The sequence below is a fragment of the Desulfobacter curvatus DSM 3379 genome, from assembly GCF_000373985.1.
Lineage (GTDB): Bacteria > Desulfobacterota > Desulfobacteria > Desulfobacterales > Desulfobacteraceae > Desulfobacter > Desulfobacter curvatus.
Window position 1 is genome coordinate 14,286 of record NZ_KB893102.1, and the last position, 14,205, is coordinate 28,490.

12 protein-coding genes are annotated in these 14,205 nt (G+C 41.5%); 11 read left to right on the forward strand and 1 reads right to left on the reverse strand.

What is annotated here, in order from left to right:
• Positions 1–7 precede the first annotated feature (7 nt).
• The 11 genes from wecB (at position 8) to B147_RS0122975 (ending at position 13,767) form a co-directional block, all read left to right on the forward strand.
• Positions 8–1,099 carry a non-hydrolyzing UDP-N-acetylglucosamine 2-epimerase gene (wecB, locus tag B147_RS0122920; protein WP_020589543.1) on the forward strand — a complete coding sequence of 364 codons (1,092 nt, stop codon included), beginning with the start codon at positions 8–10 and terminating at the stop codon, positions 1,097–1,099.
• 88 nt (positions 1,100–1,187) lie between these two features.
• A complete protein-coding gene (locus B147_RS0122930) occupies positions 1,188–2,504 on the forward strand; it encodes a TIGR03087 family PEP-CTERM/XrtA system glycosyltransferase (RefSeq protein ID WP_245569085.1) in 1,317 nt (438 codons plus the stop codon).
• Between the two features lie 19 nt (positions 2,505–2,523).
• The gene (locus tag B147_RS0122935; protein ID WP_020589546.1) at positions 2,524–3,666 is read left to right on the forward strand and encodes a glycosyltransferase; all 1,143 of its coding nucleotides are present in this window, start codon (positions 2,524–2,526) and stop codon (positions 3,664–3,666) included.
• Positions 3,667–3,690: 24 nt separating this feature from the next.
• Positions 3,691–4,845, forward strand: a complete 1,155-nt coding sequence (locus B147_RS0122940) for an RNA-binding domain-containing protein (RefSeq protein WP_020589547.1) — start codon at positions 3,691–3,693, stop codon at positions 4,843–4,845.
• 70 nt (positions 4,846–4,915) lie between these two features.
• Positions 4,916–6,892: a hypothetical protein gene (locus B147_RS0122945; protein WP_157238002.1), complete on the forward strand. Its 1,977-nt coding sequence runs from the start codon at positions 4,916–4,918 to the stop codon at positions 6,890–6,892.
• Positions 6,893–6,904: 12 nt separating this feature from the next.
• Positions 6,905–7,531: a tetratricopeptide repeat protein gene (locus B147_RS0122950; protein ID WP_020589549.1), complete on the forward strand. Its 627-nt coding sequence runs from the start codon at positions 6,905–6,907 to the stop codon at positions 7,529–7,531.
• Between the two features lie 164 nt (positions 7,532–7,695).
• The gene (locus tag B147_RS0122955) at positions 7,696–9,090 is read left to right on the forward strand and encodes a lipid II flippase MurJ (protein ID WP_211216965.1); all 1,395 of its coding nucleotides are present in this window, start codon (positions 7,696–7,698) and stop codon (positions 9,088–9,090) included.
• Complete coding sequence (locus B147_RS0122960) at positions 9,080–9,661, forward strand: acyltransferase (RefSeq protein ID WP_020589551.1); 582 nt, start codon at positions 9,080–9,082, stop codon at positions 9,659–9,661. The genes B147_RS0122955 and B147_RS0122960 overlap by 11 nt, the downstream gene beginning before the upstream one ends.
• A 2-nt stretch (positions 9,662–9,663) precedes the next feature.
• Positions 9,664–11,160, forward strand: a complete 1,497-nt coding sequence (locus B147_RS0122965; RefSeq protein ID WP_020589552.1) for a hypothetical protein — start codon at positions 9,664–9,666, stop codon at positions 11,158–11,160.
• Positions 11,161–12,441, forward strand: a complete 1,281-nt coding sequence (locus tag B147_RS0122970) for a glycosyltransferase family 4 protein (RefSeq protein WP_020589553.1) — start codon at positions 11,161–11,163, stop codon at positions 12,439–12,441. It abuts the gene before it with no gap.
• 3 nt (positions 12,442–12,444) lie between these two features.
• A complete protein-coding gene (locus tag B147_RS0122975) occupies positions 12,445–13,767 on the forward strand; it encodes an O-antigen ligase family protein (RefSeq protein ID WP_020589554.1) in 1,323 nt (440 codons plus the stop codon).
• A 171-nt stretch (positions 13,768–13,938) separates the two neighbouring features.
• Here B147_RS0122975 and B147_RS32565 read toward each other — a convergent pair.
• Positions 13,939–14,205: hypothetical protein (locus B147_RS32565; RefSeq protein WP_033397847.1), on the reverse strand; the 267-nt coding region annotated here is incomplete at its 5' end.

Sequence of the window (14,205 nt, forward strand, 5' to 3'; positions counted from 1 at the left end):
AGATCCAATGATTAAAATTATGCTGATTGCCGGGGCCCGTCCCAATTTTATGAAAATTGCGCCCATTGCCCGGTCTTTTGATAAAAGCAATGAAATTCAATATAAAATTCTGCATACAGGTCAGCATTATGACCAAAACATGAGTGATGTCTTTTTTGAAGAGCTTGGTATCAAAAATCCGGATTATCATCTGGGGGCCGGCGGTGGCACTCATGCGCAGCAGACAGCTAAAATTATGGTTGAATTTGAATCCATATGTGAAAAAGACCGGCCCGATTTGGTTGTGGTCGTCGGAGATGTGAATTCAACCCTGGCCTGCTCCATTGTTGCCAAGAAGATGCATATTAAAGTGGCCCATGTTGAAGCCGGTCTGCGCAGTTTCGATCTTTCCATGCCAGAGGAAATCAATCGTATGGTCACAGATTCGATCACCGATCTCTTTTTTGTCACTGAGGAACAGGGGATGCTCAATCTCAAGAAAGAGGGCAAGCCGAACTTAGCGATTCACTTTGTCGGGCACGTAATGATTGATAATTTGTACTATCAGCTCTCAAAGCTGGAAAAAATGCCTCCAGAGACATTCAAAACGACCGAATACAAACAGCAGCATACCAGGTATGGTGTTGTAACACTCCACCGGCCTTCAAATGTTGATGATAAAAATACTCTGGAGGCAGTGATTGATTCCTTGGCCGGCATTTCCAGAACACTCCCTTTAATTTTCCCGATTCATCCCAGAACACGAAAAAACCTTGAAAGGTTTGGTATCAAACTGCCGGAGACTATTACTCTAACAGATCCGTTGTCATATATGGAATTTTTAAATCTATGGAAAGATTCCGTAGTTGCGCTGACGGATTCCGGCGGGCTTCAGGAAGAGACAACCGCTCTTGGCATTCCCTGCCTCACCTTAAGAAAAAATACCGAAAGACCTATCACGGTCACCCAGGGCACCAACGAACTGGTGGGTACCTCAAAAGAGGAATTGATGGTCAATTTTAAAAAAATCATGGCAGGCGGCTGGAAAACCGGCAGAAAACCAGACTTGTGGGATGGCCGAGCCGCCGAAAGAATTACGGATACCATTCTGGCTTCTTGATGCAGTTCCGTTTAAAAACAAAGGCCACAACGGATTGGGATAATTATGTTCTTCACCATCCAAACGGTATTGCCTATCAGCTTTTTGCATGGAAAAAATCAGTACCCCGAAGAACTGCGGTCAAAAAATACATCCCGTTATGAAGATTCTTTATCTGGCTCACAGGGCGCCCTACCCTCCGAACAAAGGAGATAAAATCCGGACATTTAACGAAATTAAGTGTCTGAGCCAAAATCATGAGATTGACTTGCTTGCCTTGGCAGATGATCCAAACGATCTACCGTATAAAAGAAACCTGGAAAACTATTGCAACAGGGTTAAACTTTTTGGCCTGAATATATTGAAATCCAAGATATATAGCCTGGCCGGCCTGGCAATCCGCTCCAGACCATTGTCTGTCTCGTATTTTTATAACAAAAGGCTTCAAACCTGCCTGAATCAATGGATGACAGAGAAGAGTTATGAGGCGGTTATCTGCTTTTCATCCCCCATGGCGGAATATCTGTTTCGTTGTCCTATGCTCAAAGAAACGCTTAACCCGCGCAAGCCCATATCGAATGGTGCTTTTCCGGTTCTTATCATGGATTTTTGTGATGTAGATTCCCAAAAATGGCATCAATATGCTGCAAACAGCCGTTTCCCATTAAATCTGATTTATGATGTTGAAAGTCGGCGTCTTTTAGCATACGAAAAAAAAATCAACCGTTTATTCCACCATTCGATCTTTGTCTCAACCCATGAAGTTGAGGTATTCATTGACCTAAATAAGCAAGCTCAAAATCTGACAGCCGTTCCCAATGGGGTGGATCATGATTATTTCTCTCCGGATGCTCAGTTTGAGACTATTCCACTCAAAGAAAAAGAGGGACAGAAAGTTCTGATTTTTACCGGAGCCATGGATTATTACGCAAACGTGGAAGGTGTTTCCTGGTTTTGCCGAAAAATTTTACCAAGGATCAGATCAGAACATCCGGATGTTCTGTTTTATATCGTGGGCAGCAATCCTTCCCCCGAAGTCAAAGCGTTAGGAAACCTGCAAGGGGTCCGGGTCACCGGCTTTGTGGACGACATCCGGCCCTATTACCGGGGGGCAGATGTCTGCGTCATCCCTTTGCGTATTGCTGCCGGTGTCCAAAACAAAGTTTTGGAAGCCATGGCTATGGCCCGCCCTGTAGTCACTACAAAGAAAGCGCTTGAAGGAATCAAGGGGATACCCGATGTACATGTCTTGATCGAAGATGATCCAAAACACTTTGCCGATAAAGTTGTTCAACTATTAGACAAAAAAGAAAAAGAAACTGCTTTAGCTAGCAACGCCCGGGATTTTATTCTTGAAAAATATAACTGGCAGACCAACATAGCGGCACTGGAACGTTTACTTCCATTGGAACCTGCGACCAATTAATCAAAGGACTACGATTGCCATGCTAACTGGAAAAACCATTCTCTGCTTTGCCAGCGGATATGATGCCCCGCCCACCAGCAAGCACCATGTCATGCACCTGCTGGCGGAACAAAATATTGTGCTTTGGATAAACTACCACGCCTCCCGAACACCTACAGCCAGTTCTTCCGACCTTTTGTATATGGCAAAAAGGCTGATGGAGATCATCAAAGGCCTTAAAAACCCGAGAAAGAATCTTTTTGTTTTAACCCCACTGGTTATTCCTTTGCCCAGCTCCGATTTTGCCAGGAAACTTAACCGGTTTTTACTGATTTATCAGATCAGGCTTGCTCTTAAAAAAATTCGGAAAGGGCCGATTCAGGTCTGGTCGTTTACCCCTGACATTGCTTATGTTCTGAATCAGTTCAATGAAGAAAAAGTTGTTTATTATTGCGTGGATGACCATGCCGCCTTTTCTGGATACGATACAGCTCAAGTCCTAAAAGATGAAGAAGAACTCTGCCGGAAATCAAACCTGGTTATCACCACCTCCATGGTGTTGCAGGAAAAGAAAAAAGGCTGGAACCCCAACACCATCCTTGTTACCCACGGCGTCGATTTTCATCATTTCAACCGTGCGGTAACGGAAAATCTTGCCTGCCCGAAGGAACTGCAAAATATCCCCCAGCCCCGCCTGGGATTCTTTGGCCTGATCCGCGACTGGGTGGATGTGGATCTGCTCTGGCAGATTGCGAAAAAAAGACCGGAATGGCACTTCGTGCTGATCGGAGATGCCGACTCGAGTATAGATCTCGGCAAATACAAAGCAACCACGAACATGCATTTCCTCGGCCGCAAACCGTACCAGGACCTGCCGGCCTTCTGCCGCCATCTGGACATAGGACTGATTCCTTTCAAAGTTAATGAATTAACCCATGCGGTGAATCCCATCAAGCTACGCGAATACCTGTCTGCCGGCTTACCGGTGGTTTCAACCCCCATGCCGGAGGTTAAAAAATACGATCATCTGGTAGAACTTGCAGACACCCCACACACAATGGAACAGGCAATATCCAATTTGCTTGATTCAGGGAATTCTGATGAAAAACGGGCCGCCCGTGTATCAGCCATGTCAAAAGAAACTTGGCAGGCAAAGTTGGATTTGATTAATCGATATTTTTAAGCCGATATGGAACGCTTTAAATAAATGACTGATGCGGCAGTCAACAAAATCAAAGCCCTGATTAAGCAGGGAGAGAATCAATTTTTAGAATTTAAAGAACAAAAAGTTCATCCGGATTCCATTGCCAAAGAAATGGCAGCGTTTGCCAACACCCAGGGCGGAACGATTCTAATCGGGGTCACTGACCAGGCAGAGATCTGTGGTGTGGACGATTCAAAAAACTGGGAAGAATGGGTAGCCAACATATCCAGACAGAATATTATTCCTGCTATCCAGGCAGATTGCCTTATTGTTGAAATTGACGACAAAAAAATCGTTATTATCGATATTCCCAAAGGGAGCGATAAACCTTACCAAACAAACAAAAATTTATATCATATCCGAATCGGGTCTACCAGCCGAGTGGCATCACAGGCCGAGCTGATGCGTATGTTTCAGCACGCAGGGATGTTCCATTACGACTTGACCGGAGTTGAAAACACCTCTTTAAAACATTTAAACATGACATCGGTTTCATCGTATTTTCAAAGATATGAGATTGATATTGATGATGAAAAGGATGTGAGTTCATTACTAATCAACACCGACGTACTGACAGACCAAAAGAAGGTAACAGTTGCAGGACTTCTGCTTTTTGGTACATATCCCCAGAAATTTCTAAAAAATGCGAGTATCAGTTATGCCCATTTTGCCGGAACAGGATTGAATGACGAACTAATTGACCGCCAGGTTATTGAGGGGCCTCTTGCTTTTCAGATTGATACGGCTTTGTCTGTTGTTAAACACAATATCATGGAAGCTTCAACAATAGAAAAAGCAAAGCGGGTTGTTAAATCAAAGAGATACCCGGACAAAGTATTCCGAGAGCTACTGGTAAATGCCTGTGTCCACCGCAATTATTCAATCCATGGTTCCAGGATCAGAATTTTGCAGTTTGATGACCGAATTGAGTTTATCAGCCCGGGCCGTTTGCCAAACACGGTTACCATTGAAAAATTGAAAAGCGGTGTAAGTTATGCGGTTAACCCGGTTATTGTAAAATTTATGGAAAATTTAAGATATATTGATAAGCTTGGCAGGGGAATTCCCATGGTCTGCCATGAAACCAGGCGGCTTGGCTTTGAACCGGTTTTCCAGGAAGCCGGAGAAGAATTTCAGGCCATACTTCCACTGCAATAAATTGATGGTACAAAGGTTCAAATCCATTCAAATCTTTTTATATGCATGCGTGACGTGTCTCATTCAACCGATGGGCACAGTATATGCAGTGGCCCCATCCCAGGTATTGGTTCTTTATAATGCCGATTGGAAAGCGGATGATCCTCTTACCGACCCCGGGCAGGACTCCAAAGAGATTGCAGATCATTATATATCCATGCACACGGATCCCAAAACAGGTGAAAAACCTTATGTTTTAGGTCTCAGTTGTTCACATGCGACAAAGCACCTAAAAGACAGCTCTCTCAATGAACACCATCTCTCTGAAAAGAGTCATGACAATGCTTCAGGCGTTATTTTAAGAAAAAATGGTAAAATCATAAAATTTGCTAAAACCAAAGATATGCGTGATAGCAGGTTGCTCGAATTCACCCTTCCCCGACAAAAAGGTGAAAAATGGTTGTTTGGCTCCTTAAAGATCCAGCTTAAAAAAAATCTTAAAAATGCGGTACTGCTGGTCGATAATGGGAAAAGTCGGCATGGTAATCGAGTGCAAATCCAAACTAATGGCCCATGGAATGTTCGGACCAATGCCCGAAGCTTTCTTACCGGCTCTTTTTCCGCTCATGCAAGCTGCAACGATGCCACTGGAGAGTTGCATAAATGGGAGGCAAAGTATACTGATTTCCAGAATGTGGAATTCAGTGAAACCGGTCCGGATGGGAAACGCGATGACCAGATGTATCTTTCATATATCGAAAACCAGGTTAAAAATTTCCTGGGGGCCCCTGAAAACGCCAGGGCTGATGAAACACTGCTGAAAGACCACATTCTGTTCATGGTCGTGTGCTATGGACTGCCGAGAACTGTTGTTGCTCCGTACGGTATTGCCCGTGGAATTACAGAGTATATCAACAACTATGGCAGTATCATCAGCCTTGAACAACGGCTTCAGCTTATGTATTACAATCTTGATGCAATCATGGGATCAAAGCCCCAACCTCATCGGTTCCAAAACCTCGGTCCTTTTACGGCATTTTATCTCAGAACGCCCCAGGCAAGACCATTGTACGGCAAAAAAGCCAACCCTTTTATGCATCCATTGGTCTATGAGAAAAAAGATATCTCTCTTGATAAGATCCCACCGCCTGCTTCTTTTACTTCAAAAGAACGAAACAGTTGTAAAAACAGACAGTTGTATTTTGTAATGCGGATTGACGCCCCGACGCCTATGGCTGCGAAAGGACTCATTGACCGGGCCGTTTATGCTTCAAAATATGGTGGGTTGGCCATGGGTAAGATGGATCGAATGGTTAACGAGAAAACTGTGGACAGGGTTGGAAAATTGGAGTGGACGAATGCCGGGCAATGGCTCTGGGAAAAGGGAATTTATCATCTCTACTACGGCGGTGCAGGAAGAGACCTGTTGGCGTTTCTTCGTTTTTCCCCGACCGATGGCTTCTTTAACCGTAAACCGGTTTATCTGCCGGGAGGAATAGCCGGCACGGTTACTTCCCATAACGGCTGGGGAAAGGGTGAAATGGTGAGAGATCTATCTATGGGGATCACAGTTACGGCCGGTGTTGCTAAGGTATATAATGGAGCCCCACACATTCATAATAAAAGCTGGTGGGATGATGAAATTTTTTATCCCCTTTTTTTTAGAGGATATACGGTTGGGGAAGTTCTTCTCATGAATCAAGCCCATCTGGGATGGATCACAACTTTTATAGGAGATCCTTTGTATAGTTGGCCTCTGTCTGAATCTAAAGACACGACTACACCTGAATTTGAACAAAATAAGGATGTTCATATAATAACTAAAAAAGGGGCAGACAACGCTCAGGAAATCTGGCTTAGAGTTAAACTTCATTCCTTCTCCGCATCGCCTGAAACCGGCCAGCTTAGGGCCACTTCTTCCAGTGCCAAAGTGGCTTTATGTGAGTCTTTTGAGGGAACACCTTATGTTTTTTTGGGGAACAAGAAAGAAGTTGTTAACCAGAAGTGGCAGATAGAGGTTATGGATCCTTACGGGAATAACTATATGACAAATATCGATTTGCACTGAAAGATGCCTTTTATGGACGAATCGTGTTTTTGGAAAATGCAGTACATACAGAGACTGATATTTTTAAACATAGTTTTGCTGATTGTTTCTATTATAGTTAATGTGTCTGTAACAAACGCCTTAACAGTTGATCAAAAGGTACAAACTTTATTATCCAAAGCAGAATATTTAAGCAAGAAAGGAAATCACCAAATGGCTATGAAGTTCTGTAATAAAGCGATAAAGTTGCAGCCAAACAATTTAGCAGGCTATTATGTCCGAGGTTTTGTATTTGGTCGTATGGAAGTTTATATAAGCGCTATTAAGAACTTTTCTTTGGTGATTAAAAAAGATGAAAAAAATAACAAATTGAAATTCCCTGCAGCAAGAAAATTTAGAGCGGACTGTTATCTTGGATTAAGAAGTTATAAATACGCAGTTAAAGACTATCTAAGTCTGTTGAAAAGAAGTCCAAAAAGCGGAAAGATATGGTACTACTTAGCCGAGACTTATGCGGTAATCGGTGAAAAGAACGCTGCATTGAGTGCTATAAAAAAGGGTTGTAACACTGGATCCCATTGGTGCGACCATATGAAAGTTTTACAGCAAAAAATTTTACTGGGTGAAAAGATTACTCCGCACAAACCACTTTCAAATTAATAAAATTAACATTTACAATCATGAGTGCTCGTATCCACCTACGTAATTTAGCCTTCAATTGGGGGGGTCACGCCGCAACCCTTGTAGTATTATTTTTCCTATCGCCGTATATTGTCGGGAAATTGGATGCCGTATCATACGGTATCTGGAGTCTGTTAAATGTATTGACTGGCTATATGGGAATATTTGACCTTGGGGTGCGTGCCAGCGTGGGGCGGCATGTCGCTCTTTATTTGGGTAAGAGTGATGAAAAAGGTGTTGATGAAACGATTCGTGCAGGATTCGGCTTCTTCACTTTGGTAGGAGGAATAATTTTAGTATCAGGGATTATCCTTGGATGGTTTTTTCCGGTTATGTTCAAAGGAGCATCCCCGGAACACTATCACACAGTGCGTATGCTTCTTCCCCTTATGGTGATTACGGTCTGGCTATCAGTTATTGCTGCTATTTACTCTAGTGTCCTTGCCGCCCATGATAGGTTTGATGTTGCCCGCGGTATAGATTTGGGGGTTTTGGTCATACGAACAATAGTGACTATTCTGGCCCTGGAAATGGGATGGGATTTATGGGGACTGGTCTTAGCTATTATTATAGGGAATATCTGTGCAGTAATAGGCAATCGTTTTTTTGCAGGAAAAGTTCACAGAAGTCTAAGATCTTTCCCTGTTTTATATTCAAAAAAGCGTTTGAAAGAATTATTGAATTACGGCATAGCAGCCTTCATTTCAAAATCAGCAATTAAAATCATCGGACAAAGCGATCTAGTTATAGTGGGAGTTTTTTTAAGCGTGGCAGATGTACGTGAATATAACGTGGGCGCTATGCTGGTTTATTATTCTGCCACATTCATAGGTCTTATTGGGAATACATTCTTCCCGACTATCCAAAGGGCAGCATCAGGCGGCACATTAGGTGAGGTGAGACATTTATTTTATCGTCAATTGAAAATTACTCTCTGCTTTGGTTTGTTGGTTTATATTGGTTTTTTATTTTTTTCACGACCATTCATCCACTTGTGGATGTACCAGGATAATTTCAGCAAGGAGTCTGTAAGTGCTGCAGCAGGAGTTATGTTAGTTCTCTCCCTCTCGAAGTTTCCGACATTATATATCCATCCTTGTATAAACGTATTATCAGCGATGGGTTATGTTAGATTTACGGCAAGTGTCTCAATGCTTGAAGCCTTAGTGAACCTTGTTTTATCTGTCCTTTTTGTTTCAATATTTCACTTAGGAATTATTGGAGTTGCCATGGGCACATTGATTGGTCGTATTCTGATACCGACTATCATTTTACCGGTCTATCTTTGTAATAAATCAAACATTAAACTATCAACCTTCATTAAATCCTCAGTTGCTCCTGGAATCTTGAGTACTGGAATTTTTTCTGTTTTTTGTTACTATCTTGTAAGGCTTTTTAGTCCAACTGATTGGATTTCATTTTTTATTCTCGTTTTTATCTCTATTTTTATTTGGGTTATAATTGCTTCCATTTTTCTCATACCGAAAGATATTCGAAAAAAAGCAATAGGAAAATTTAAAAAATTTAATGTTGTTTAGAACAATGAAAAAAATAATAACGAACCTATTTGATATTGGTTTAAAAATACGTACAGGGCTAAATGAAGGGCCAAAATGGATATTTTATTCATTATTTTGGTGGTGTTATCCAGCAACGATCCTTCGTAATAAAGCAGCAAATTGTGTGAATGGGAAAATAAGGATTCTTTTGTTGCGAAAATCTGGAATTCCGATAGAGAAAGATTGTAAAATTAATTATGGAACGCTTATTCTAGGTATGGCTAAAAGGCCACCGGCAGTTACTTTTGGAAAAAGAGTTGCGGTCGCTCCATATGTAATTTTTATATCTAGTAGCTATCCTGGTTTATCAAAATTAGGTGAACATCCTGAACTAAAGTCAATGATCCAGAAGTTAGGGCCTATCGTTGTTGAAAATGATTGCTGGATTGGGGCTCGATCAATAATTTTTCCAAATGTAAAAATTGGCAAGGGTAGTATTGTGGGGGCAGGATCTATAGTGAGGGACAATATCCCGCCTTTTTCGGTTGTCGCTGGTTCCCCTGCAAAGATAATACGTACTCTTAACTCTAACGTGGTGAATAATTTATAATTATGGAGTTAATTTTTAAAAAAATAAAATTTTGGCCTAAGCTTGCTTGGGTCGCCATTTTATCTGAAACAAAGAAGGCAGAAATCCTTCATGGCCCAATGGTAGAAGTTCATAATGATTGGGCTATTGAGGGAGTCTGGGATGGTGCTTTTGATAAAGGTAACTTTGATTATTCAGATCTTATCTTTGGTAGTGGTATTAGAAAAAGGAAAGATGAATTAATTTTTGTAAGCTCTGCGACAGGCGTCGATAGATTATGGCATACAACGGGTCAAAATATAATCTATGTAAGCAACACGCTGCCAGGTCTTTTAAGTGTTTCTAACATTTCACTGCGGCAAAATTATTCACACTATTCTGAAGATATAATGACTATCGAAAGGAAAGGACTCTATAGTTACACAAAACAAATTCCATCATCTGGAGCTGATATTAACATAGTTTACTATAAAAATTTGATCTGGAACTCTAAATCAATTATTGAGATTGACAAACCAAGCATTACTCCAAATTTTACTGATTTCAATTCATATCAACAATTTCTTAAAGAAACTGCAGAGAAATTAGGTAAAAACGCTAGTTCAATTAAACGTCGGTTTCAAATTGAGATGTTAGCGGGTATTTCATCTGGCTATGATTCGGTTGCAACGGCTGTGATCTCCCGCTATGCAGGATGTAAAAAAGCTGTAACTATTACCAATTCTTCAAGTCTTTGGCGTGGTTCCGATTCAGGTGTTGATATAGCGAAAAAGTTAGGATTATCGTGTCAACAAGTAAAGCACTCCAAAAAAAATTATAAAAAAGAAATTTTTTCCTGGGCCAGTGCTGGGCATGCGGGAGGAAGAAATTTAACTCTTTTTGATTATCCAAAGCCTTTATGTTTGTTTTTTAACGGAAGTTATGGAGATATTGTCTGGGATCGCTTACATCAAAATTTGGTAGAACCACGAGGAGATATGGATGCTCTATTATGCGAATTTAGGCTGGAAGAAGGATTATTTGTAACAGTTGTTCCTTGGTGGGGAATCAGAAAGGCAAAAGAGATACAAAAAATAAGTTTATTGGAAGAGATGGAACCTTGGACTTTGGGGACAAGTTATGATCGCCCAATTGCAAGGAGGTTGGCAGAAGAAGCTGGGATCGAACGTTCGAGTTTTGGGATTCGTAAAAAAAATACAGCATCAAATGAAACTCTGTTTTGGCCATCGACGGCTGAGGCACAAAAACATTTAGAAAAATTTACACAAAGCCTAAATATTAAATTTCCAACTCCACTCAAAATATTTATTTTTTCTCAACTTTTTTTGTTATTAAATGTTATTTATAAAAATACGGCTAAGAAAATGAAAATAAAACAATGGTGGCGGCCATGGGCAAAATTCCCTTGTAGACATTTTCTTTTTTTGTGGGCAAACCATACTCTGCGGGATGTCTATTACAAAACCCAACGAAACCAAAATTCTTCTTTAACGATAGAAAACAAGAGTTCAAACAATTAGATGAAAATACTTCATATCTCAGCGCTCCCAATCTGGTCGATGGACGGGAAGGGCGGCATGCCCTCTTTGCGGGAAACATTATCCGGGCATATAAGAGAAGACTGTACAATTAAGGTGATCCTACCGCGATACGACTTGTTTTCCGATGACCTTGCCCCTTTGAGTATCGAACGAACCGGCGCGTATAAAGTGTATACTGCTCCCTGCAAATGGCTTCCAGTAATAAAATCATTTCGCAACAGAGTCAGCCGGGTGTTTGGAAGAAACACCATTCCTTACCCCATCCGTTGCATGATCAATATTTCAATGCTGCTTTTATTAACGCTCAGTCTTGTTAAAGCAGGGAATAAAGTCTGCTACCGGGGAAAATTTTCTCCAGACCTTGTTTATTCCCATAACCAGTATGCGGCACTGGCTGGATTTATTCTTGGGAAGGAATGGAGAATCCCAAACATAACAAGACTTTATGGAACTTTTTTGGCGGATTTGATGAAAAAGCCTTTTGTTTCTCTCCGGTATCCGACCGCAGCAGCCGGATACCTGGTGCCGTCCAACCTGCTGATCTGCGCAAACGACGGAACCAGGGGCGATGAAGTAGCTGAAAAATTTAAAATTCCAAATCATCGGTTTCGGTTCTGGCAGAATGGTATTGACCCGCCTTCGGAAAAGCCGTCAACCATAAGACAAGATCTTGTAAATCGCTTTGGGCCAAAACTGCGACTTGAAAGCATTTGGGCAATTTCATGTTCCCGTTTAAGCAATTGGAAGCGGATTGACCGAATGCTTTACGCCATTAGCTATTGCAAAAGAAAAAACGTGGACTGCCAGTTGGTTGTGGCAGGAGATGGTCCGGAAAAAAAGAACCTGAAAAAATTGGCAATAAAGCTTGGTATAGAAGACCTTGTCCTTTGGATAGGAGCTGTTGATCATGATGATATATGGGGTCTGATGAATGTGGCAAATATTTTTATGATTACCAATGATGTTACCAATCGGTGTAATCCCCTTTTTGAGGCCGCGTGGGCAAATCTTCCGGTTATTTCCATTAAAGATTCCTCCACATCTGATTTATTAATACACAATTGCAATGCTTTGTTGTCGGGTAAAGATAACAGCGAGGAATTGGGCCAGAATCTGGCTATCCTTTGCGAGAACAGGATACTTAGGGAAAAAATGAAGGTTCAACAAAAAAAAATGGCAGAATCTTTCTGGACATGGGAAAAAAGAATGAAAAAAGAAGTTGCAGAACTTGAAAGGTTAATTAGGCCCGTAGACAGATAAGATATGCTCTCCATCAAATCTTTAGCTTTTATTTCCATATTTTTAACCTGCACTGCTGGAGCCATTTTTCTGCCCCATCTTGGGATTTACGGATATTTAGCCGATTATTGTATCGGGACAGCGGACCAATGGTGGGAGGCACCATTCTCAGGCCTTGGCATTCGTTATTCCTTTACCCTTGCGTTGGCAACCATTGGTGGTTTTGTTTTACAAAAACATAAGCTTAGATTCGGCTTTTCAATTATTACAATTCAAGAGGTATGCTGCCTGTTATTTCTGTCGCTCATGTGGATGTCGTACTTTGGTAGTGCTGAGACTATGGGCAGGTATACAACTACAGATCATCCCACAGTGAAGTTTACAAAGATAGTTTTATTCGTTCTGCTGATGACTCATATCATAACTGACCGCAAAAAACTTTCAGGGCTTTTGTGGGTATTTATCCTTTGTGCTCTGTCATTGGGGATTAAATCATGGGAGTTGCCTAGACGAGCCTATGTCAGCGGGCGTCTGGAAGGTATTGGTGGGGCTGATTTCGCTGAGGCAAATTTTTTTGCAGCGTTCATGGCTGCCATGCTGCCGCTTATCGGTGTACAGCTTTTAAGAAGTAAGAACTGGGCACTTCGTATTCTTTGTATCATATCCGCTGCGTTTACAGCTAATACCGTTGTCCTGTGTCGAAGCCGAGGCGCTTTAGTTGGAATTATAATGGGTGGTATGAGCGCTGTGGTTATGGCTCCAAAACAATTTCGGAAAAAAATTGCCTTGGGGCTTATTCTCGGGGCAATGGGCGGTCTATATGTGGCAGATCAGCAGTTTCTTGAAAGAATTTCCACCATTATTGTTTCCGAAGGCGAGGAAAGAGATGCGTCTGCTGAAAACCGGTTTCTCCTGTGGGCTGCGGGAGTACGGATGGTAATTGATCAACCGCTTGGTATCGGTGTTGGCAACTGGTATCAGACTATCGGCAGCTATCTTCCTGAACATGCAGGACTGGATTCACACAATACCTATGTGAAGTGCATTGCAGAAATGGGAGTATTGGGTTTTTTAGTTTTCACATTTGTGATTTTTTTTGGCCTGATTGAAATCAGACGGTTAAACCGATATATTGATTATTTACCATTTGATATTTATAACGATTTGAAATTGCTTGCTTTTGGTATATCTATTACGATTGTGATCATTCTTACTTGCGGTCTGACCATCACCATGATTTATACAGAAACCGTTTGGATATTGTTGATGTTGCCGGTTTGCCTCAGGAGAACTCTTGAAAATGCTTTGTTGGATCATAAAAAAAGTAATCAGAATGATGAAATATAACAGAGTCATTTTATTTTTCTATCCGGAGGGGCGTTGCTTTTAGCCACTCTGCTGGGGAATATGTTGATCAACTTGCTAAGCAAGCCGCACATGAAAGCAAGAAAGGCAACTATCCAAAGGCATTTCAGTATATATCAGTATATAACTTGACAGTCTGAAGTTTTGTAGCAATCAGGCAACCAGTGGAAGCTGACATTCATGGTGCCTGCGGGCCTTTGCCGTAATTATGCCATAAATCGCGTCAGTACTGAAAGCGCTAAAATTATGGTAATATTCTTGTTGGATCACCGATTGAACCACCTCTTCTGATGGGACGTTTGAAGTCACGGTCCTAAGCCATCCCATATACCGTTGCCAGATCGTTTCATTGTAGTTCAGTGCTAGTATTTGGAGGGTACCTGTAGCGATGCAACCAAAATTCACAAAAGCCTCAATGGC

Excerpts from the sequence above, each read along its gene's own strand:
- B147_RS0122965 (WP_020589552.1), top strand. The coding sequence starts at position 9,664 with ATGGAGTTAATTTTTAAAAAAATAAAATTTTGGCCTAAGCTTGCTTGG.
- B147_RS0122940 (WP_020589547.1), top strand. The coding sequence starts at position 3,691 with ATGACTGATGCGGCAGTCAACAAAATCAAAGCCCTGATTAAGCAGGGA.
- B147_RS0122960 (WP_020589551.1), top strand. The coding sequence starts at position 9,080 with ATGTTGTTTAGAACAATGAAAAAAATAATAACGAACCTATTTGATATT.
- B147_RS0122945 (WP_157238002.1), top strand. The coding sequence starts at position 4,916 with ATGGGCACAGTATATGCAGTGGCCCCATCCCAGGTATTGGTTCTTTAT.
- B147_RS0122970 (WP_020589553.1), top strand. The coding sequence starts at position 11,161 with ATGAAAATACTTCATATCTCAGCGCTCCCAATCTGGTCGATGGACGGG.
- B147_RS0122935 (WP_020589546.1), top strand. The coding sequence starts at position 2,524 with ATGCTAACTGGAAAAACCATTCTCTGCTTTGCCAGCGGATATGATGCC.
- B147_RS0122950 (WP_020589549.1), top strand. The coding sequence starts at position 6,905 with ATGGACGAATCGTGTTTTTGGAAAATGCAGTACATACAGAGACTGATA.
- B147_RS0122975 (WP_020589554.1), top strand. The coding sequence starts at position 12,445 with ATGCTCTCCATCAAATCTTTAGCTTTTATTTCCATATTTTTAACCTGC.
- wecB (WP_020589543.1), top strand. The coding sequence starts at position 8 with ATGATTAAAATTATGCTGATTGCCGGGGCCCGTCCCAATTTTATGAAA.
- B147_RS0122930 (WP_245569085.1), top strand. The coding sequence starts at position 1,188 with ATGGAAAAAATCAGTACCCCGAAGAACTGCGGTCAAAAAATACATCCC.